The following is a 22,155-nucleotide window of genomic DNA, read 5'->3' as shown; positions in this document are numbered from 1 at the left end:
TTAGCTTCTCTAGTCTATAATTTCTACAGCAAAAATATAACAAGAGGTGAATAATATGTTAGAAGACACTCCCATAATTGAAGTTAATGAAGAAGAATTAAATACTTTCAAGATCCCTTTAGATACCCATTTTAGATTAATTGTACTTATTAATAGTGTCAAATATGAGTATTTCATTAGATTAAAATCAAAAAGTGAAAAATTATTAATTCTTGGTTCTGGTGCTTACAAACCCTCTGCAATGTCGTTACCTGTGTTTCAAAGACATTCTTGGATAGACGATTTAGACGATTCGATGATTTTTTATAATGACCCAACTTTATATCTTGATAGGTTAATGTTAGGTTGGGGATTTGGAGATAGAGATACACATTATTTAGAAAAAATAAGTGAAATAATAAATATTATCAAAGACCGAATTAATATACAAAATGAAAACATGTTTTTCTATGGAAGTTCTGCTGGTGGTTTTATGTCTTTGATTTTAGCAGCAAGTATTAAAGGTGCAACTGCAATTGTAAATAATCCACAAACAATATTTACAAATTATCATGAAGTTCACATAAATAAACTATTGCGTTTATTTGATATCAATAAAGAAGACATGGAAACAATTTATAAAGACAGAACGAATGTGGTAGAGTATTTTAAACATGTTTCTAATATCCCGAAAATATTTTATATGCAAAATGCACTTGTGGAACATGATGTGGATAATCACTTGAAACCTTTTATAAACCAATTAAAAGATATTGATGAAAATATTACTTTAAATAAAATAAAATTAGAGTTATATTTCAATTATAAATTAGGGCATAATCCAGTGAGTAAGTCAGAAACGATAGATTACATTCGAAAAGCTATGAGGAATTAATTAAAATCATATTGAGAGGTCAATACATCCATGTTATTTAACTCTGTCCCTTTTATATTTTTATTTTTACCAATAGTATTTATTGGGTATTTTGTTATAATTAAGTCTGCTCCATCAAAAAAAGCATCTATTATATGGTTAGTGATTTCATCTTTATTTTTTTATGCATTTTGGAATCCAATGTATATATTTTTAATACTATCTTCTATATTTGTAAATTATAATATAGCTAAAATTTTCCATGCAAATATAGATGGAAAATATAAAAAAATCGGGGTAATTGCAGGTGTTATATTTAATGTAGCATTATTAGGGTATTTTAAGTATGTAGATTTTTTTATAAAAAATATAAATGGAATTTTTGAAACGGATTTTGCTCTTTTGTATATAATGCTGCCACTAGCTATAAGTTTTTTTACATTCCAGCAAATTGCTTTTCTAGTGGACAATTATAGAGGGGAATACGAAAAGAATACATTCTCAAGTTATGCTTTGTTTGTTTCGTTTTTCCCACAGTTAATAGCAGGACCTATTGTTCACCATAGAGAAATGATGCCTCAGTTTGAAGATGAAAATAATAAAAATATAAATATAAATAATATATCAAAGGGGTTATTTATATTTATAATAGGACTTACAAAAAAAGTAGGTATTGCAGATACAGTAGCAATTTGGGCAAATACAGGTTTCCAAAACTATGAAAGTTTAAGTACAATAGATGCTTGGATTACTTCATTTAGCTATACACTACAATTATATTTTGATTTTAGTGGTTATTGTGATATGGCTATAGGAATAGCTTTGCTATTTAACATCAAGTTGCCTATTAATTTTCTCTCTCCCTATAAAGCAAGAAATATACAAGATTTTTGGAAAAGGTGGCACATAACATTAAGCAGATTTTTAACTAGTTATATTTATATTCCATTGGGAGGAAACAGAAAAGGAGAAATTAGAACTTATATTAATATTTTTATAGTATTTTTAATAAGTGGTTTTTGGCATGGAGCTGGGTGGACTTTCGTATTATGGGGAATATTTCATGGTATTGCTTCAATGGCGGTCAGACTATGGGGAATAATTGGCTTTAAATTGCCATACTGGTTTTCTTGGATAATAACATTTATGTTTGTAAATATTACTTGGGTTTACTTTAGAGCCACTTCAATAGAACAGGCTAATACAATTATTTCTAAAATGTTTCAATTTAATTATAATTATAATTATCCTTTAAGTTCATTTTTCCAAAAGCCCTTAAAAATATTCGAGGCAGCTGGACAATATGATTTCATTTTATTTAAATTAGACAATCCTAAAATAATTGTATTTACTATTATTACTTTATTGATAATTACTTTTATTACTAAAAATTCAATCCAATTGTTAGATCGGTTTAGAACAAATATTAAAACATTGCTTTTTAGCCAGGTGCTGTTAATTGGACTAGTGATTATTATTTTTTTCATTCATAAAAATAGTGAATTTCTGTATTTTAACTTTTAAAGGTTGGTGTAGTTCTGATGAATGCTAAAAAATGGTTAATATTATTTATATTGTCTTCAATTATTTTCGTAGCAGTGCCCTCAGCAGTTGTTTTAGGATTTAATTACTATGTAGATCCATTATGGAATTTTGATCATAAAAATAAATATAATACATTACAAGCAAGTTTTAATGAGCGTCAACAGAAAACTAATGATATTTCAAACGGAAAATTTAATTATCAAAGTTTACTTATTGGCACTAGCCGAACTACTTATATTAATCAATATGAATTTCAAGAGAAAGTTTATAATTATGGTCTTAGTGGACAATCAATTTTAGAATATCCATATTATATCTCTTACGCTCAGGAGAGAAATAATCAAATTTTTAATAAAATATACATGGAAATGACTTTCTCTTCTTTTAAAAGTACTACTCGAATGCCCATGGAACATCCTGATTTTTATTTTGAAAAATCGAATGCTCTATTTTATCGTTATACTTCACTTTTTTCATATGATACATTACAAAAATCTCTAGACAATATAAATTTATCAACCAATGATAAATTTAGAGGACATCGGGCATACCATAGAAATAATGTAGCAATTACCGGTCGAGAGGGAAATCAAGTAGCAAATGAACTAGATAAATATGCTGAAGAAATGAAAAGTATAAAAAAAGAAAAATTCCCAGTAAATAAAAAATATAATGATATTTTATTAACAATTAATAATAAATTTAGTGATTCAGAAATCATTCCATTTACTGATCCTATTCCAGTAAGAAAATTAGCAGCAATGTTGGAAGTAGAAGCGTACAAAGAGGGATATGAAAAATGGTATAAAGAAATGGTAAACCATTTTCCCAAAGTCTATTCTTTTCAAAAAATAAGTCCAATTACGGAGAATCTAGAATATTGGATTGATGATTCTCACTTTACTCCTGAAGCTGGAACAATGATGATAAAAGCTCTCGAAGACCCTAAAGGAAATTCCAACATTATTACTGTAGTCACAAAGGAAAATGTAGACATGTATTTAAAAAATACTTTTTCTGAGTTAGAAAAACAAATAAAATAAATGAATTTTACTTTTTGTTGTATCCTATTTTCAAAAAGGTGGACTCAGTTAAAGTTTAGTGTTGATGTATATAAACAATACATAACTTCCAGATATCGGAAGTTATGTATTGTTTTTGATTTATTAAACAGTTCGTTAGCGTAATAATTAATTCATTCAACATCTAAAGAAAAAGCATAACTTGCGGTACCTTGTTCCCAATGTGCTAGTACCTCGTAAACAATTTTTCCTTTGCCAGACAGAAAAAACTCAACGGAGCTGTTTACAACATTGTTGTCGTCACCCCATATTCTCACGGTATAGCTTTCTGGCTGTACTTCGAAGTCCAATTCAATATTGGTATTGGCTGTTGCCTGCATTGGATTACTATCTTTAACCAATTCTGGGGGTGTAGAAGAACCCGCCTCTATTCCACTTGCTGTTCCGTCTCCATTGTCTACACTCCAACTATAAGTACCAAGCGATGGTCTAACAATCTTTTCTCCAACATAAACTGTTAGACTTGGCGGCTTAAGAGTAGGACTCTCTGAAGAACCGCCAAAATCTTCCTTGTTACTAACATCCGTAACTTTACTATTATTATCAGCTATTTTATTCGTATCATTTATGACAGAACAACCTATTATTGATAAAAGAAATATAAGAGTTAAGGCAAAAAATAAAATTCTAAAATTCATCATAATACCCTCCTTACTTATTAGACGATAAATATATGAGAACGTTACATTACACTTTAATTGGTATTATTAAACTTGACGTTAGCAATTGATAAGCGTTTAGGGTTATCTCCTGCTTTTCCCCTGCTCCACACGGAACGTGCCAGTTTCCAAGCATTCCGCACTCCATTTAACGATGTTTTATTAATTATAAGGTAAGCGTCAAATAGCCCAGACCGGTGGTTACCCCCGAAAGTTAGAGTTTTATTATGAAGCTGATTGGCTGGATTGAGTTCGGTATTCAACTGGACTCAATTCAGCTAATTTTTCTTTTGATCGTTCATGGTTGTACCAATAGATATATTCTTCAATACGGCTTTTTAATTCTTCATAGCTTACTAATTCTTCCCTTAATACATTTCTTGCTTTAAAATGCCGAAGAAATTCTCCATCGAAGTGTTGTCTGGGCAGGTTGCTTTACGTGACATGCTTTGGAATACCCTATTTTCTTTTAGTGTCCTTACCCATTGGTTATGCTCGTAATGCCAGCCTTGATCGGAATGGATGGAAGTACGATAGGCTGCATGATTCTTTATTATCTCTATCGTATCCATTAAAGGTTCCATGACAAGATCTAACGTTGGACGTTTTTTGGTTTCATACGTAATAATTTCTTCATTATAAAGGTCAATAATAGGGTTTAAATATAACTTCTCTTCGTCTAGATATTTGAATTCTGTAATATCGGTTACTAATTTCTGAAGAGGAATAGGTGTGCTAAAACGACGGGATAATCGGTTTTTCGCTACTTTTCCAACATTCCCCTTATAGGAATTGTATTTACCAGATTTCCGCATAAATTTCACACATTTTAACACTAGTTCCCGCATAATGCGGTACACCTTTTTATGGTTAATAGAATGTCCTGATTTCTTTAATTTTTTCGTAATCCGTTTATAACCATAGCGTTCATGAATTTTTTTAAATAGATCCGCAATGACTTTTTTAATGTTGTGTCGGAATATTCTATGCCAAAATTTTCACATAATAGTGGTAGGTTGCTTCCGGAATGCCTACCACCAAGAGTATATCTTTTAATCGGAATCCTTCATCTTTGAGTTCGATTGCCATCTTTGTTTGTGCTTTTCGTGGAAGGCATTCGGATTCTCTCGAAATGCTCTCACCTTTTTTAGGTACGCATTTTCTAGTCGCAATAATTCAATCTCGCGTTCTAATTCTTCTTTGCATGTTAACTTTTTCTTTTGTTTATTGATTTTCTTAGACATATATAAATTATAGATTAAGAACGTAAAGAAATGATTGTTTAGAAATGTACAATTTCGACAATTAACTGCATAATATTCTAGAGGTGAATATTATGCATATACAACTAAATATAAATACATATATCGAAATTACTAGTCTATTAGATTTACCTAAATTAAATTGAACAGAATACTCCTTCTTAGTATTTCTTCGTTTTAATCCATCCAGCCCCTGTACTTTATAGGATCTCACCCAATTTTTTTATGGAGAAGGACTGGACATATTATACTTTTTCGTCAATGATTTATATCCAAGATTCCCGTACAAACCCTCGGTGACAAGCTTTACTTTAAACTTTCACTATATTTAACCATAAAAACACCCCCGAAAGTTAGATTTTTTACTCTAACTTTCGGGGGGCAGTACCACCCCTGAATAATAGGTGTGGGCTATTTGACGCTTACGCTCGGATTAAAGGGGTATCAACATTGAACTTTAACAGAGTCATAAAATTAAACTCCTTATATCATCCAAAATAAATACAATAATAAAACATTTAAAGAGTTGATATTTTTGGGGAAACTGCAGAATGTTTACATTTTAAATATTATATTGATTTTTTAAACTAAGTGTCAAATAGCAGACATCTAATTAAATTGATAGGTGTGCAATATTTGTCGCTTACATTTTAATTATAACCAGCTTTCATGAATAGCGGGACCTAGTACTAACTCCAAAATTCGGAATAGTAGTAGGACCCTAAAATGAGAGTGTGGTACGTTCCTCTTTCAGCATTATAGAGAAGAGCCTACTTAAAAACCTTATTTATAATTTTCAAGATTATAAAGGGATGATTATTAATTTAAGACAAATTAGGACAACCCAATAATTTCCCATTTTGTGGATGTTCGTTCTATGCTTCCTTTTCCCTCGACTCTTAGAGACAATGATATATGATTAGCTTCGTTATGACTTTGAAAATCGAAATGAAACTTTCCACTTTTAAGACGATATTTATTCTCTGAAAGTCTCTCCTTTGAATTATATTCTATTATCCACAATGAAACTTTTATATTTTCAAAATATAAAGCTCCACGCAATTGATAAATTTGATTGTTTTGTATATCTATTGGTTGCTTGGTTTCAGGTTTATTAAAGTCAAAATCATTTTTAGAAGTGAAGTATAGGTGTTCATTTTTAGGCAAGTCAATATAGATATTATCATTACTCGCATTACATTCTTTTTCTCTATTACATTTCAAAATCAGATTCAATTCACTTTTAGTAGCTTTAAAGGGAATTTCCAAAAATATAGATGAAGTATTTTTAGTTTGCTTTTTAAAGAAATAATTTAAGTTTTTCGAAAGTGCTTTTTTGATATTATTAGAATTAGAATAGTGTTCGTTAAGATGAGTTAATTTTTCGTACTGAAAATTAATCTCACGATTTTGCTTTATTACTTTTTTTTCTAATAATTCATTATTTTCTTCTAATTCCTTTAATGCTTTAAAAAGTTCTAGATATTTATTCTCTAAATTGATAAGTGAGTTGTGTTGGTCAGAGTTTATAGATTCCAATTCAGTTAATCTCTTATTGAAAGTTTTATCTTGGAGTTTAACTAATTTTTGTAATTCTTTCGTATTTTTATGAGCTTTATCTATTTGATTGAATAAGTCATGGTCTATTAAAGTTCTAAAATATTTATTAATTGTAGGCATGGTAAGTTTATCTTTAGAATAAAAATCTTCTTTTGATAAAAGGTTCTCCAACCAATCAACTGTTAGTTGTCTGTATTGTTCTATATTCTTTTTAGCAACCTTGTAAGATGACTGTTTATCATTATAAATATTCCAAAAGTTCGAAGGTATAGATTCAATTGATTCATTCGTCAATTCAAAACAAATATTATCTAAATGCAACATTTTATAAAGACCAGGCATTTTATGCCCATGACTTTTAAAGTAAACTGCCATTGGTGTGACTCCTGCCAGTAAAGATAAAATGCATCCGTGAAAGCGGGAAGATATAACAAAATCAGCTTTAGAAAGATGTGTAAGGTAATCCTCAATTGAGTTTGGTTCAATAATATTAATTATATTTTCTAGACCTTCTTCATCTAGGTCTTCTTTTAATTGTAAAGCTAAATCTCGATCATATCTAGTTTGAATATATATATCTATGATAGGATTACTAGATTCTTTAGAGAATTTTTTCGAGATTTCATACGAAAATTTATACGATAAATTGTCTTTGAAATGATTTTCTTTCATCTCTCTATAATTTTTAGAGCTATTGCTTCCGCCAACTCTTAAACCGAAATTGTCAAGTCTCATGATAAGAGCCAATCTTTCGTAATTTGTTTTCTCCTTAGGAATAGGTCTATGAGTTATAAAGAAAGCTGGATCTAACAATAATGCGGTGGGATCTTCATTAGTTAATTCAGTTATATGGTCTAATGAATTTGCATCCCGCACAGCGTATCCAAAGTTAGAGGCAAAAAATTCTTTAATTAAAGTAGAACCAATGTGATCTTCAAAAGGTCCCAGCGTAGATGGCAAAGTAATAAATTTTTTCCCGGTTTTGTTAGCGGCATATGCAGGTAAAATTCTCCACAAAAGATCTAAACGTGGATCATCATTATAAGAAAATATAAATTCACCAGAATTATTCAGAATTACATCACAATCTTTTAAACCCATATCAATTAAAAAAACCTCAGGATGGTTTAAGTAGTATTCTAAAAGGGCAACACTTTCTTCAATCCCTTTTGGGGTTTCAAATATATGAAATGTAACATTACTATTTTCATTAAATGTTCGTTTTGATTCATTCAAATAAACTTGATTGGGGTTTCTAAGAACAACTTCTATTTCTGTATTTGGATAAATCTCGTTTATAAGAGAAATAACCCCTTGGTTAATACACAAATCTCCAATGTTGCTTGCTACATGTCCATAAGAAAGTCCAATTCTCAACTTTCAATCACCTCTAGTATTAGAATTTTACACATACATTAAATATTATCATAATGTTGGTCGATATAATATAGATATATAGTACTTATGAGTAATTTATAGTATTGCTAATATTACTTATTTTCATTACTATATAATTATGAATCTATTTTTGGAGGAGATCGTTTTTAATGAATAATAAAATTCGCTTATTTATTAGTTTAGTGTTAGTAACTGTTTTTTTATCAGTTAATATATATGGAGATGAAGGGCTAAATGAACCAAATTCCACCGAAGAAAACTCAAATGAAATAGTAGAGAATGGTGATTCATCAGTAACTACAGAAGATAATCAAGTTGAAAATGAAGAAAATATAGATAGCAATAATGAATCCACTACTGATGAAAATTCAGAAGCACTAAATGAAAAGGTTATTTCTGAAAATGATGAAGATGTTTTAAATGAAGTTATTATTGAGTATAAGGATCAAAATACAAAAGATAAAATTATTACTTTAAGTGAAGAAATATTATCTGATTTTCAACTTTTAAATGCTGTTGGAGTAAAAATAACAGATGAAAATTTAAAAGAACTATCACTATTAGAAGGTATTAACAACATTGAAGTAAATAGTGAAATTAATTTATTTGATGAAGAAGTTAATAAAACGTCTGACACGTTTAAAGTAAATAGCACTGAAATTAGTTGGAATTTAAAGTTATTACAAACACCCTTAGCGTGGGAGTCTGGTCTTACTGGAAGTGGTATTAAAATTGGAGTTATAGACACAGGTGTTGCTTCTCATTCAGATTTAAAAATTACTGGTGGAGTTTCAACAATAGATGAAGACCCTACTTGGGAAGACACGAACGGCCATGGAACTCATGTAGCTGGAATAATTGCAGGATTGTATAATAATAATGGTATTGTAGGGGTTTCACCAGAGGCGGATCTTTATGCTATTAAGGCACTATCACAGGATGGAACAGGTAATCTAATAGATATATTAGAAGCACTTGAGTGGTCCATTAATCAACAGATGGATGTTGTTAATTTGTCTTTAGGAACTGCGGAAAACAGTGCTTATCTTGAAAAATTAATAAATAAAGCCTATGATAATGGAATTTTAATCATTAGCTCTGCAGGGAATGATGGCAATTCTTCATCTGTTCTGTATCCAGCTAGATACGAAAAAGTTATTGCGGTTGGATCTTTAAATAAAAGCTTAGCTTTAAGTAATTTTTCAGCTACCGGTCCAGAAATTGAATTTACATCATTGGGAGAAAACATATTAAGTACTTCACTAAATAATAACTTCGAATATATGAATGGTACATCTCAAGCTGCAGCAAATGTGACAGGAATTGTAGCTTTGTTTAAGCAACAAAATCCCAATATGAGTAATGATGAGCTTCGAAAAAAATTAACTGAAAACGTTGAAGACCTAGGGACTGTAGGATTAGATGAAAAGTATGGTTATGGATTTTTAAAATATAATACTACAGAAAATAGCTCGAGTACTACCACTACTGTAGATACTAATGACGCAATTAAAATTACTACTAACAACGCAAGTATTTATGACATAAGATCGGGGGAATATAATGAAATTGGTAAATTAGACCAAGGTGAAACATACAGACATAGAGGTAAGTCTGGAAAATATTATATTATTCAATTTGATGATTTTAATGGGTATGTCCACGAAGGTCATACTATTACTGGTGACGGAAGCCAAATCGTTAATCCTTACCCAAATAATGATGTCTTCCCTCATCTAATCTCAACAATCGAAAATACGATTGTCTACGATAATAGTTCTGGTAGTTTAGTACCTTTTGGTCAAATAGCTTCAAATACAACATATAACGTAAAAGAGGGAAGCGAAAATTGGTGGGAGATTCAGTTTGCTGACAGAATTGGATATGTAAAAAAAGCAAGTACTAAAGAGATATTTAGTGATAATGATGATTTTTTTGAAGTTCAATCTAATGATGCAACAGTTTATGATATTAGATCTGGAGATTATAAAGAAGTTGGTAAGTTGGAGAATGGCCAGGTTTATAAACGATTAGGGATGTCTGGAAATTATCATAAAATTCAATTTAGTGATTATGTGGGTTACATTCATAAGGGACACTCCACTGTTTCACAAAATAATTTGTCTAATATATATTCAGATACCAAAAGCTTTGAGAGGATTGTCAAAACTAAAGAAAAAGTAAATGTTTATGATAATACTTCAGGAAGTTTTGTGAAATTTGGTGAATTAAATGCAAATATCAATTATAAAATCATAGATGGTGGGACAAATTGGTGGAAAGTTATCTTGGCAAATCGAGTTGGCTATATAAATAAACAAAGTGTAAAAGCTGATTTCATAGCTTCTGATAACTATTTTAAAGTAAACTCAAATAGCGCAACAATCTATGATATTAGTAGTGGGAATTATAGAAAAGTAGGAAAATTGGAAAATGATCAAGAGTATATTCGTAAAGGTAGGTCAGGAAATTACCATAAAATTCAATTTAGTGATTTTATTGGTTATGTGCATTTTGGTCATACTGAAACTTCAACGGGTTCATCTATAAATAATGAGAATAGAAAGATAAGTAGTGGTAATAGTTCTGTTAAAATATCTGAAAATGTAAATGTCTATGATAATACATCGGGAAGTTTTGTTAAATTTGCAGAAATAAGTTCAAATATGCAATATCGAATTATAAATGCTGGTGAAAACTGGACTAAAATAAAATTAGGAGATCGCATTGGATATATAAATAGTAAATTTATTCTTTCAGAGTTCAATTCATCGGATAAATACTTTCAGATAACTTCAACAAATGCTACTATTTATGACATAAGGTCAGGAAGCTATAAAGATATCGGAAAATTGAATAGAGGTCAGACCTATATAAGAGTTGGTCAATCAGGGAATTATCACCAAATTAGGGTGGGAGATTATTATGGCTTTGTACACACTTCTCATTCAATACCGATTAAAAATGCTGATATTAAAAATCAAACTAGAAATAGAAGACCTATAGGAGATTTAACCACTATAAGAGAAACAAATGTTTATGATAATACAGGAAATAATGGTTTTACTTCGTTTGTAGAACTGAAAAAAGGGGTTAAACTATCTATAGTAAATAAATCTGGTAATTGGTATGAAGTCAATATTAGTGGAAGATATGGTTATATTAGTGCTTCTAATGTTAATGCAAATATTGTAATTGCTAAAAATCTTGTAAATCCAAGGAAAGTTTACTCTTATGATGATATGAGAGTAGATATTTCACAATTAAGTAATCAGTATAACGATTTAGTATCATGGTCAACAATAGGAAAGTCTGTAGACGGGCGGAACCTATATTCTATAAAACTTGGAAAAGGTTCAACTAAAATCTTTCTAAATGGTGCACATCATGCTAGAGAATGGTTAACAACAAATTTACTAATGGAAATGGTAGATTCTTATAGTCAAGCTTATGCAAACAATACATCTGTGGGTGGTTATAATGCCCGTGATATCTTAAATAAGGTTTCCATATATGTTGTTCCAATGGTAAATCCAGATGGAGTAACATTAGTTCAAAAAGGTGCATTTAGTTCTAAAAGACCTGCAGACGTGATTAGAATTAATGGTGGTAGTACTAATTTTGATCGTTGGAAAGCAAATATTCGTGGTGTGGATTTAAATAGACAGTATCCTGCCGATTGGGCTGATATACAGCGAAATCGCACTTCACCATCTTATATGAATCATAAAGGTCAATTTGCCTTAAGTGAGCCTGAATCACGTGCAATTTATGATTTTACTAGAAGTCATGATTTTAAAACTGCTGTTGCTTACCATTCATCGGGAGAAATTCTCTATTGGAATTACAAATTAAGAAATGGAACAGCTTTAAAGGCAACTAGTAGAAGAATCGCAAATATGATTAGTAACAAAACAGGGTATCCTTTATTTATGCCAGGTTCAAATCCAAGTGGTGGTGGATTTACTGATTGGTTTATCCAAGGTCAGAAAAAACCAGGCTTTACACCAGAAATTTCGCCTCATGTTGGAGAGAGACCCGTTCCAGTTAGTTATTTTGACTCCATTTGGAATGAAAATAATTCAATCGGTTTAATGCTTGCAAAGGAAGCATATGACAATCGATATAATCGATAATTAATAGAAGTTCATGGCCATTAATAATAGCGCTATGGACTTCTTTTTTTGTAAATTGGTTTCAAATTGCTAGAAATAGTGAAATATAATAATTAACGACAGAAATATAATGCTCATAACGAAATAATATAATACTTTTTGTAACTTATGAGTTATTTTTTTCGTCTCATTAAATAGGGATAGGATAATAGGAAAAGTTGTGATAAAATATGTGGGCAGTACACATAACTATTTTAAGTAGGTGTGAATGGAATGTATAATATCTCTGAGCTTGTGATCGCGTTTTTGATATCAACATTGGTGGCATTTATAGTGACACCTTTAATTAGACGAATAGCTATTTACTTTGATGTCGTAGATAAACCGAATGAAAGAAAAAAACATAACGGATCTGTAGCACGTTTAGGTGGTTTAGCAATTGTTATAGGTGTGAGTGCTGGGCTGATTTATCTTCAACCTCAACATCCTCATATGTTAGAAATAATAATTGGTGGATTAATAATTGTATTAACAGGTTTGTTAGATGATTTCTTTACGTTAAAACCATATCAAAAATTAATAGGGCAATTTTCTGCAGCTATAGTAGTTGTGTCCTCTGGACTTGTTATCGATAAGGTCACGATGCCTTTTGTAGGCCAGGTGCAATTAGAAGGACTAGGAATAGTCTTAACAATTCTCTGGATTGTCGGCGTTTCTAATGCTATTAATTTAATTGATGGTTTAGATGGTTTAGCGGCCGGAGTATCGGCCATTGGGTTGACCAGTATTTTAATTATTGCTATTACAGATTATCGTATTATTGTAGTATATTTAGGAATTATTCTAGTTGGAAGTTGCTTAGGTTTCTTATACCATAACTTTTATCCAGCTAAGATTTTTATGGGGGACACGGGTGCTTTATTTCTAGGTTACGCAATCGCTGTAATTTCAATGTTAGGTCTGTTTAAAAATGTAGCTTTATTTAGTTTTATTATTCCAATAATTGTGATAGCAGTACCAATATTTGATACCATGTTCGCAATTATTAGGCGAGCAATAAACAAGCAAAGTATAGGAACTGCAGACAGAAAACATATCCACTACCAATTAGTAGAGATGGGATATAGCCATAGAGCTTCTGTTTTGATTATTTATGGCTTCAGTGGTTTTTTTGGAATAATGGCTGTCATTTTTAATAGTGCAACCATGCTAACATCCCTCATAATCATAGGATTGATAGTGCTTGGAATACAGTTGATTGCTGAGTTATCTGGTATTTTACTGAATGGTCAGCAACCATTACTTGGAAGTATAAAGAAGTTATTTCGAAAAAGACAAAAGGTATAAAAAATAGGAAAGAAGCAGCAATCTCAGTTGATTGCTGCTTCTTCTATGTTTGTGGATTCAGTTCTTAAGGAGGAAGTATTATTTAAATCTAAGTGATTTTTTAATTCATTTTGGATATTAGCTAATGATGTTTCATCTGGAACATAATAGTAGACACCATCAATTCGATCGTCATAGCCGTCTAATTTTAACTGCTCAATATTAGAAGTTCTAAAATTGGAATATTTTTTTAAAAAGCTGAGTCCTTCACTAACTTTCATGTTTGTCTCTACATTTTCCCCCAGATCTTTACCAAGATCATCAACTTTTGTCACTGTAGAAACTGAGGTCACTTCTTTTATTATAGCTTCAATTACTTGTTTTTGACGTTCATTTCGTCCAAAGTCACCAGCAGGATCTGCCTTTCGCATTCTAGCATATGCTAGAGCGTATCGACCATTCAGGTCCATTTCACCTTCTCGGAACTGTAATTTTTCAGCAACTCGATCATCACTATTTTGTTCGAATTCAAATGGTACATCAACAGTTATACCACCTAATGTATCTACAATAGCTTTAAATCCTTCAAAATTAACTGTTGCATAGTAATCAATAGGGATATCTAAGAAATTTTCTACTGTTTTAATAGTTAGTTCCTTACCACCAAAAGCAAATGAATGATTAATTTTATCTCTATTGTCTCTTCCAGGAATGTCAACTAACGTATCTCTCGGTATACTTAGTAGTTTTAAATGTTCATCTTCAGGGTTAAAAGTAGCCACCATTAAGGTATCAGAACGACCATGATCTCCGTCAGAAGTATAATTTTCGACCCCCATCATTAAGATTGAAATAGGGTCATTACTAATAGAGACAGCTTGTTCTCTCTTTTCTGATTTTTCTCCTCGTTCTAACTCATCGTAAGTATCACTTGCAGCTTGATACGTTTCATAAATTAAATATACGCCAGTTCCTATTCCTATAATTAAAGCTAAAATAAAAACAGAGAGAAATACTCGTAACTTTTTTCTTCTTCCCTGTTTTTTTTGTAATTTACGCATTTCTTTACGTTCCATATTCATACTCCTTAAAATTTCATACTCAAAATGTCATAACTTAAACTATTATAAAGATAATTTCAAGAATTTGCAATTGAATCTGAATAGTATATTACTAATTTAATAGCAATGTAATATTTCATTATGTTTTTACTTATTCTATTCCGGGTAAATAAAATTTAGCAAAAGATTTATTATCACAAAAGTTTTAAAATAATGTAGTGTGTTAAAAAAAGTCATAAAACGAATAAGAAAACGAACTATTCTATCAGTTAAAATTTTTAGTTAACAGGAGGCTAACGATGTTAAAGGTAGCTACAAAAGAGCAACAACAGCTATATTATATTTTAACAAGCATACAAGAAAAAGAATCAAAGGGTGAAAGTTTTGATGACATCATGGAAAACTTAAAGTCAGAACTACCGAAAATAATGGAAAAAAAACTAATATAGTACAGTCTACTTGAGAAGTATCCATATTATACTGGGTACTTCTTTTTAGTATGCACAAAAGTCCTTATTACATAAGACGAATTAAATATTAAAAAGTTACAAAAAACAGACACCTTTTTTTCTCTTCTTTTGATTATAAGAGTGAAAGGAGGGTGAGGCAGTCATGGCAGTAGCACAACGAATTGATAGTCGCTTGCAGTTAGTATTTGAAAATGGCTTGGATTTAGAAACGGGAAAACAAATCTACAAAACAAAGTCGTTCAATAACGTAAACATGGACGCAACTCCGGATCAATTGCTTGCAATCACAGAAGTATTGATTCCACTTCAGCAGCTTACACTTTACAGAGTAAAGCGTAATGACACAGAAGTAATCACAGCTGAGTAATGAACAATTCGATGCTATAGAAAGGAGGAATAACCCTTGAAGACTTTAGAACTTAAATTTGCAAATGAATTAGAAAAAATCGTTACGATTTCGCTTGATAATCCGATTGAACCAGTTGATCCAGTAGCTGTTGATGCAGCAATGGATACGATCATCGCCCAAGATGCTTTTCACTCGTCTGGTGGATCGCTTGTAAGCAAGAAAAGTGCGCGTGTTGTAGAACGAAATGTATTTGATATAGAAATTTAATGAGGAGGAGAGTTGGCTATCGCTGACTCTCCTTTTTAGCTAAGAAGGGTAGGTGAAACGCTTGGAAGAGACATGGATCGCTTTAGTGACGGATGTAGGATTTCCTGTTGCGGTGACCTTTTATTTATTGCACCGTATTGAGACGAAACTGAACACATTAATAGAGTCCATTGTGGCGTTGCCGTCAAAAATGAACTAATAAAAACATCGCGCGAAATTTTCGCGCGATGTTTTCGATGTGGGAATCTTGGAGTATTCTTTTGAAGAATGAGTGATGATGAAATTAGAAGTTCTCGGTTACGCTAGTGGGATAATCTGCATCATTTCCTGCAATTGTAGCTTGTCCAGCAGTTGTGAAAATAAGACTAATCGCAATAATCGCAATAATTAAGTATTTTCTTTTCATAAAGTTCACCTCCCTTCATTATTATATTTAAGCTGAAGATTTTCTAAATAATGTACTTGCTTTTTAGTTTTTCGATAATCAGCAGCCATCTTGTAGATTCTTGCATTGTAATATATATCACCAAGCATTTTTGAAATATCCTCTATCTCTGTTTGATCATCGATTTGTTTGAAGTAGGGAAGTATTTCATTCTCTAATTTTTCGATGAAGGGCTTTGTAGTTGTCTTTCCTAGGATAATATTTTTCAGTATAAAGGCTTTGTACTGATACTTTGGGTTTTCTTTAATAGACTCACATATATCAATAAACGTTAATGCTAATTTTGCGTATCCTTCCCATGCATACGTCTCTGCAATCAAGTAATAGCTAGAGCTTTTTTCTTGATCAGTCGTTTTTGTTTTTATTGCCTTTTTTAAATATTCAACTGCTTGATCATATTTCTTTAGTCGTAAAGAAACATAGCCAATATTATGTGTGATGAAACTCTCTTTTAAGAAAGATGGCTTTGATTGCTGGTAGGCTTCAAGTAAGTTAAATAGTTTTTTTTCAGCTGTTACATAATTTTCTGCAATAATATAGTTTATGCATACAAGCACTTCACACGCTAAGGTGTTATTGTGTTGATTTAAGCTACGATAATACAGTAATGCCTTATTGACAGATTCAATCGAGTCCATTATTTTCTCTAATCGGCTATAAACTAGTGCTAAGTAGTAATTTAGCTCTGGGTCTTCTTGAGACAATGTATTTGTCTCAGTTGAGATTTCTTCGAAGTATTGTAGAGCAGTTGAGAATTGATTTAATTTCACGAAATAGATACCGATAATTTTTCTAGCAAGCTTCTGATATAACCCACTTGCTCCGAGTGAATGTTCTTTAAATTCAGGGAAAATATGCATAGCTTCAGTTATCTTGTCTGTTACTAACAAGTAGCGGAAGTGATAGAGCTCGTATTTCGTGTTTAATGTCGTATAAAAAGGTTTTGGCAAATAGGAGGATAGCTTCTCAGCTAGTCTTTCCACTTCAGGAAGGTTTTTATTTAGCATAGCCTGATACCAAGTATCTAGTGCTTGATCTATTTTTGTGAAATCCTCCTCTACACGAAGTAATTCAGGTGCTTCCAATACATTTGCTAATGTTTCTAATACAACGACGCTAGAACTATGTCGCCCGTTTTCAATCTGACTAATATAACTGACGGAGTAAGACGTTTCCTGGGACACTTGCTTTAAGGTGTAACCTTTTTTCTTACGATGGTAACGAATTAATGAGCCAAAGTCCTGCATAAATTCCTCTCGCTTTCCAAATAGTATACCCTAAAGTATTCGATCAATAGACCTAAAAATCCTTTTAAAAAGTTGTGAATATTTTGTGAAAGGATGTATTTTCATGAAATAATTTGTCGTATTAGCTTTATGCTGAATCCAATAATAAAGAATCCTAATAAAAAAAAGAGAGTCCTCAACCCGAATAATGGTGCTACAAACAGTATCCATATAATATATAGAAGGACACCGATCATCATCATTAACATAAACCGGATTAAGAAGATAATATAATCCATCTCATCACCCCATGGTAGTGTATGACAAAAGCCCACTAGGTGTAACTAGACAAGTTAATAAGTCGGATTTTTTGTAGAATATTCCACAAAGCAATATAATTAGATTTAAATAAAAAAATTAGAGGAGGATTAGTTTTGCCAAAAGAAACAAGCGAAGAAATTCGAAAAGCGGATTATGATGTAGACGAAATATTTCTAAAAAGGTGGTCACCTAGATCTTATGAAGACAAAAATGTAAGTGAGGAAGATCTATTTAGTGTGTTAGAAGCGGCGCGCTGGGCACCATCGTCAATGAACAAACAGCCATGGCGCTTTATCGTCGCACGCACTAAAGAAGATCGTGAAAAGTTCCATTCATTCATTATGGATGCAAACCGTGTTTGGTGTGAGAAAGCACCAGCATTGGTACTAATTATATCGGATGAAGAACAGGGTGGAACACATGCTTTTGATACTGGAGCCGCATGGGGATTCATGTCGTTACAAGCCGCTAAAAAGGGTATGATCACACATGCAATGGGAGGATTCTTTAAGGATCAAGCGAAGGAAGCGTTAAACATTCCTGACCATTTCACACTTCATGCTGTTGTGGCTGTTGGTTATCAAGCGGATAAAAGCCTACTAAGTGATGAACTACAAGAAAGAGAAAAACCATCTGATCGCAAACCACTTTCAGAAACAGTAATGGAAGGTACATACATCCAAAGCTAGATATCCTTTATGCAATACGAGATAAGTGGATACAAAGCCAGATAACCAAATAGGAATACGAGAAATCACACTGATAAAGCTAGATACTATCTATCAATACTAGAAAACTCTCAGCACAAGCTAGATAGTACCAACTTAATATCAGATAACTCGATCCCACCAGTTTAATTCAGATTAATCTCTGTTTTAAGCTGGTTTTTATTTTTGTTGATACTTCCGTCCGCGCTTATTACCTACTTGAGCTAATAAAGAGCATTGCTTCAAACGCGTCCATCTTCGTCGTAATAATTCGACAGCCAAGCAAGATTTCCTCTATTTATTTTGGGAAAAGATAGATATCCGGTATTCAGATGTAACTATCTAGCATGGAGAGAGGTTTATCTCGTTTTAGACACGAGATATCGGGTCTTGTAAGATTGTATTCTAGTATTCGATGAGAATATCTAGTCTTTCTCACAACCTATCTAGTATTGCCACCATTTATCTAGTATTCTAAAAATAATTGAAGAAAGGATGATGACAATGAAGCGAATAGCAATAGATATGGATGAAGTAATAGCTGACTTTATACCGGAGCAGCTTAAAAGATTTAATATAGCAACAGGTAAAAACATCACAATTGCGGATCTGCACGGTACTAAACTAAAATACTTACATAATGACAAAATAGAAACCATTCATACATTCCAGAACGATCCAACATTTTTTAGAGATTTAAAAGTGATGCCAGATAGCCAGGAAGTAATTGAAACCTTAAGTAAAGATTATGAGATATTTATAACAACTGCAGCAATGGAATTTCCAGGATCGTTCACAGCAAAATATGAATGGCTAAAGGAACACTTTTCCTTTCTCAGTGACATGAATTTCGTATTCTGCGGAAATAAAAGTATCATTCATGCAGATTATCTAATTGACGATAATGTTAGACATTTCAAGAATTTTAAAGGAAAAGGAATTATCTTCACCGCACCTCATAATATAAACGAACGAGGATATGATCGCATTGACAATTGGAAAGCAGCGCTTGATTATTTTTAATTTTATAAGGGTTTAAAAAAAGAAGTCACGTTTATAAAAATGCAGTGGAGTAAAAGGCTCCATTGCATTTTCCAGTTTGAAAAGGAAATGATAGGGAATGAAATAACTAAGAACGAAACGGGGTGAGATCTTTCTAATCAAATGTCTCTACAAAAGCATTTTAAAAGAATTGAAGGAGCCAACAACATGATTACGTATATCACCAATGCCACCATCCATACGCCGACAGAAACGATACCGAATGGCTATGTAAAAATAATAGATACGAAGATTAAAGAAATACACGCTAATAAAAAGCCAACCAAAACAGAAGCGGATGCAACAATAGTCGATGCAAAAAGAAATCACGTCATTCCTGGATTTATCGATACTCATATTCATGGAACGCATGGTGCAGATATGATGGACGGCCTTCCTTCAAGCTTAGAACAAATTGCGCTTAGTCTACCTAATGAAGGGACAACTAGCTTTTTAGCAACAACGATGACACATCGCGAGAAAAAAATTGAAGCGGCATTAAAAAATGTAGCACGATACGAACAAGCCCCAGGTCAGGCAAAGCTCTTAGGAGTACATTTAGAAGGTCCATTTCTAAATAGGGACAAATCAGGAGCACAACCAAAGAGCTATATTCAAAAGCCGAATTTAGAATTATTTGAGCGGTGGCAGCGGGATTCTGAAAACTCTATTCGTATTATTACAATGGCGCCAGAACAAGATCAGGACCTATCCTTCATTAAAGCTCTCAAAACTCAAGATGTACTCGTATCTGCGGGGCATACGAATGCCACATTTGAAGAAGCGTCTATTGCAGTAGAACAAGGCTTATCCAGATTGACACATGTAGGAAATGCCATGCCACCTCTACATCACAGGGAAGTTGGCATACTAGGTGCTGCGATATTAAATAGCAAGGTGCAAGTAGAAATAATCGCAGACGGTATTCACGTATCCAAAGAGATGATTCAAATATTGTATCAGCTTATAGGTCCGGACAGACTCGTGCTTATTACCGACAGAATCCGTGCAAAAGGCTTAGCATCAGGTAGATTTGATTTAGCCGGACAAGAAATTTTTGTCGAAGGTAATATGGCAAAAAGAAAAGATGGTGCATTAGCTGGAAGTGTGCTTCGAATGAATGAAGCGGCTAAAAATATCCAGGAATATACCCAAGCATCGATGCAAGACATTATCAAGATGACATCAACTAACGCAGCACGTGCTCTCAAAATAAATAATTACACTGGAAGCATTGAAAAAGGAAAAGACGCAGATGTTTTAATCGTAAATGATGATTGGAAGGTTAAACATACCTTTGTGAGAGGAATCCGTACAAAGCGAAACTACAAATAACAAAAATCACAAATTATAGTTATTTATAACTATATATAGTGGGGCTAATGGTTCAAAATTGGTCAGACCACTAAAATGTTATTGTGAATAAGTAGTGTCTTTGGTATCATTAGTCTAGAAGAAATTACAGAAAACGACAGGTTAAAATAGAAAAAGGCAAACTATTTGAAAAAATAGGACGCAAAGCTAATGGGTCTAAGGATAAATTTTATCTACGATCGCCTGGCTACCTAAATGATAACTTTTTATATGGTTATTTAGGCTACTTCTATTTTAGAAGTAGCTTTTTTATTGGCACTTTCTATCAGGCTATTCGTTTCTGTCATTTTTTCAAGACTTTTATCTTTAAATAAAAGTAGGAGGAATGGAAAATGCGCATTGCGATTATGAAAGAAGCGTCGATTTTCAGAGAGGGACTAGTCGGTGTTATTCAGGATGCATTTCCAAATTATAACGTCATTGCCATCTCGCCAAAGAAACAAGAGGAATTAGAAAATTATTTAATTGATCTGCTGATTATTGATATCGATACGAGAGTTGATTTAATGCCACTCATCCATGACTATACAAAGCGGAATAAAAGAGTAGTCGTGTGGACAGAGTATATGGATCATAAAAGTTTAGTAGAATTGTTCAAATTACAATTAACAGGCTATTTCTATAATGGAATGGAAAAGGAAGAGTTAATCCATGCGATTAAAAAACTTCTAAAAGGACAAGAGTATATTCATGAAGAACTTGCGCCAATTTTGTTGGGTGACTACCGGGCGCTTAATAAACGCGAGCAGCATCGACCAGTTGGAGTATTCACTAATCGCGAATGGGACGTTATGAGCTTATTAATCCAAGGGTATAGTAATGAAAGAATCGGTAATCATTTATATATCACAGAAAAGACAGTCAAAAATCATATTAGCTCGATTCTTAGGAAATTAAATGTACCTGACAGAACCAATGCAGTGCTCGCTGCACTGAAAAATGAATGGTTTTACGTGTAGTATAAACATACACTGGCCGGAAATGTGTGTACTAGATATACACACATAATGAAAGTGAATTCTATCAATTTCCGGCCTGTTTAATTATGTGAAGTTTAATTTATCTATGTGTCCTCACTTTATCCTTTCACTTTT

The 22,155-nt window shown here is 32.2% G+C and carries 20 protein-coding genes and 1 riboswitch; of the genes, 13 read left to right on the top strand and 7 right to left on the bottom strand.

The features are described 5' to 3' along the window. Nucleotides 1-55: 55 nt before the first annotated feature. Genes DFR57_RS01355 through DFR57_RS01345 form a run of 3 tightly spaced genes read left to right on the top strand, consistent with a single transcriptional unit; the run spans nucleotide 56 to nucleotide 3,441 of the window. On the top strand, nucleotides 56-874 hold the full coding sequence (locus tag DFR57_RS01355) for a glycosyl transferase family 2 (protein WP_114351330.1): 819 nt from the start codon (nucleotides 56-58) through the stop codon (nucleotides 872-874). A 30-nt stretch (nucleotides 875-904) separates the two neighbouring features. Continuing rightward, nucleotides 905-2,377 (top strand): MBOAT family O-acyltransferase, encoded by a 1,473-nt coding sequence (locus DFR57_RS01350; RefSeq protein ID WP_114351329.1) that lies wholly within the window; start codon nucleotides 905-907, stop codon nucleotides 2,375-2,377. A 17-nt stretch (nucleotides 2,378-2,394) separates the two neighbouring features. Beyond that, a complete protein-coding gene (locus DFR57_RS01345) occupies nucleotides 2,395-3,441 on the top strand; it encodes a hypothetical protein (protein ID WP_114351328.1) in 1,047 nt (348 codons plus the stop codon). 152 nt (nucleotides 3,442-3,593) lie between these two features. Here DFR57_RS01345 and DFR57_RS01340 read toward each other — a convergent pair whose 3' ends face one another. The 4 genes from DFR57_RS01340 to DFR57_RS01325 form a co-directional block, all read right to left on the bottom strand. Further along, entirely contained in the window at nucleotides 3,594-4,118 is a 525-nt protein-coding gene (locus DFR57_RS01340; RefSeq protein ID WP_114351327.1) for a hypothetical protein, read from the bottom strand. Nucleotides 4,119-4,364: 246 nt separating this feature from the next. Then, nucleotides 4,365-4,568, bottom strand: coding sequence for an IS3 family transposase (locus DFR57_RS18635; RefSeq protein ID WP_114351498.1), 204 nt, complete (start codon nucleotides 4,566-4,568; stop codon nucleotides 4,365-4,367). Next, nucleotides 4,508-5,107: an IS3 family transposase gene (locus DFR57_RS01330; protein ID WP_281270460.1), complete on the bottom strand. Its 600-nt coding sequence runs from the start codon at nucleotides 5,105-5,107 to the stop codon at nucleotides 4,508-4,510. The genes DFR57_RS18635 and DFR57_RS01330 overlap by 61 nt, the downstream gene beginning before the upstream one ends. A gap of 1,128 nt (nucleotides 5,108-6,235) precedes the next feature. Continuing rightward, the gene (locus DFR57_RS01325; RefSeq protein WP_114351325.1) at nucleotides 6,236-8,338 is read right to left on the bottom strand and encodes a polysaccharide pyruvyl transferase family protein; all 2,103 of its coding nucleotides are present in this window, start codon (nucleotides 8,336-8,338) and stop codon (nucleotides 6,236-6,238) included. A gap of 170 nt (nucleotides 8,339-8,508) precedes the next feature. On the opposite strand from DFR57_RS01325, the gene DFR57_RS01320 reads away from it, so the two are divergent. Both DFR57_RS01320 and DFR57_RS01315 read left to right on the top strand, forming a co-directional pair. Then, nucleotides 8,509-12,495 (top strand): S8 family serine peptidase, encoded by a 3,987-nt coding sequence (locus DFR57_RS01320; protein WP_114351324.1) that lies wholly within the window; start codon nucleotides 8,509-8,511, stop codon nucleotides 12,493-12,495. Between the two features lie 252 nt (nucleotides 12,496-12,747). Beyond that, nucleotides 12,748-13,821, top strand: coding sequence for a glycosyltransferase family 4 protein (locus tag DFR57_RS01315; protein WP_114351323.1), 1,074 nt, complete (start codon nucleotides 12,748-12,750; stop codon nucleotides 13,819-13,821). Nucleotides 13,822-13,844: 23 nt separating this feature from the next. Here DFR57_RS01315 and DFR57_RS01310 read toward each other — a convergent pair whose 3' ends face one another. Beyond that, a complete protein-coding gene (locus tag DFR57_RS01310) occupies nucleotides 13,845-14,876 on the bottom strand; it encodes an LCP family glycopolymer transferase (protein WP_245937347.1) in 1,032 nt (343 codons plus the stop codon). A gap of 284 nt (nucleotides 14,877-15,160) precedes the next feature. Here DFR57_RS01310 and DFR57_RS18175 point away from each other — a divergent pair, with 284 nt between their 5' ends. From DFR57_RS18175 to DFR57_RS01295, 4 genes are all read left to right on the top strand, one after another. Then, the gene (locus DFR57_RS18175; RefSeq protein WP_170132869.1) at nucleotides 15,161-15,310 is read left to right on the top strand and encodes a hypothetical protein; all 150 of its coding nucleotides are present in this window, start codon (nucleotides 15,161-15,163) and stop codon (nucleotides 15,308-15,310) included. Nucleotides 15,311-15,473: 163 nt separating this feature from the next. Further along, a complete protein-coding gene (locus DFR57_RS01305; RefSeq protein ID WP_114351322.1) occupies nucleotides 15,474-15,698 on the top strand; it encodes a DUF1659 domain-containing protein in 225 nt (74 codons plus the stop codon). A gap of 36 nt (nucleotides 15,699-15,734) precedes the next feature. Continuing rightward, the gene (locus DFR57_RS01300; RefSeq protein WP_114351321.1) at nucleotides 15,735-15,947 is read left to right on the top strand and encodes a DUF2922 domain-containing protein; all 213 of its coding nucleotides are present in this window, start codon (nucleotides 15,735-15,737) and stop codon (nucleotides 15,945-15,947) included. A 61-nt stretch (nucleotides 15,948-16,008) separates the two neighbouring features. Further along, nucleotides 16,009-16,146, top strand: a complete 138-nt coding sequence (locus DFR57_RS01295) for a YvrJ family protein (protein ID WP_114351496.1) — start codon at nucleotides 16,009-16,011, stop codon at nucleotides 16,144-16,146. 84 nt (nucleotides 16,147-16,230) lie between these two features. Here the strand turns inward: DFR57_RS01295 and DFR57_RS18535 are convergent, their stop codons facing one another. Together DFR57_RS18535 and DFR57_RS01290 are read right to left on the bottom strand one after the other, a co-directional pair. Further along, nucleotides 16,231-16,353 carry a hypothetical protein gene (locus DFR57_RS18535; RefSeq protein ID WP_281270448.1) on the bottom strand — a complete coding sequence of 41 codons (123 nt, stop codon included), beginning with the start codon at nucleotides 16,351-16,353 and terminating at the stop codon, nucleotides 16,231-16,233. Between the two features lie 5 nt (nucleotides 16,354-16,358). Next, the gene (locus DFR57_RS01290; RefSeq protein ID WP_114351320.1) at nucleotides 16,359-17,639 is read right to left on the bottom strand and encodes a helix-turn-helix domain-containing protein; all 1,281 of its coding nucleotides are present in this window, start codon (nucleotides 17,637-17,639) and stop codon (nucleotides 16,359-16,361) included. A gap of 413 nt (nucleotides 17,640-18,052) precedes the next feature. On the opposite strand from DFR57_RS01290, the gene DFR57_RS01285 reads away from it, so the two are divergent. The 4 genes from DFR57_RS01285 (at nucleotide 18,053) to DFR57_RS01270 (ending at nucleotide 22,020) form a co-directional block, all read left to right on the top strand. Beyond that, entirely contained in the window at nucleotides 18,053-18,628 is a 576-nt protein-coding gene (locus tag DFR57_RS01285; RefSeq protein WP_114351319.1) for a nitroreductase family protein, read from the top strand. Nucleotides 18,629-19,150: 522 nt separating this feature from the next. Next, nucleotides 19,151-19,669, top strand: a complete 519-nt coding sequence (locus DFR57_RS01280; RefSeq protein WP_114351318.1) for a 5' nucleotidase, NT5C type — start codon at nucleotides 19,151-19,153, stop codon at nucleotides 19,667-19,669. A 186-nt stretch (nucleotides 19,670-19,855) separates the two neighbouring features. Further along, nucleotides 19,856-21,022, top strand: a complete 1,167-nt coding sequence (nagA, locus tag DFR57_RS01275) for an N-acetylglucosamine-6-phosphate deacetylase (RefSeq protein ID WP_170132868.1) — start codon at nucleotides 19,856-19,858, stop codon at nucleotides 21,020-21,022. Between the two features lie 145 nt (nucleotides 21,023-21,167). After that, a riboswitch (cyclic di-GMP riboswitch) is annotated at nucleotides 21,168-21,256 on the top strand. 137 nt (nucleotides 21,257-21,393) lie between these two features. Beyond that, nucleotides 21,394-22,020, top strand: coding sequence for a response regulator transcription factor (locus tag DFR57_RS01270; protein ID WP_114351316.1), 627 nt, complete (start codon nucleotides 21,394-21,396; stop codon nucleotides 22,018-22,020). The last annotated feature ends 135 nt before the right edge of the window (nucleotides 22,021-22,155 follow it).

It is taken from the genome of Saliterribacillus persicus, from assembly GCF_003337485.1.
In the GTDB taxonomy this organism is placed as follows: Bacteria; Bacillota; Bacilli; order Bacillales; family Amphibacillaceae; genus Saliterribacillus; species Saliterribacillus persicus.
This window is presented reverse-complemented; position numbering and strand designations above follow the sequence as displayed.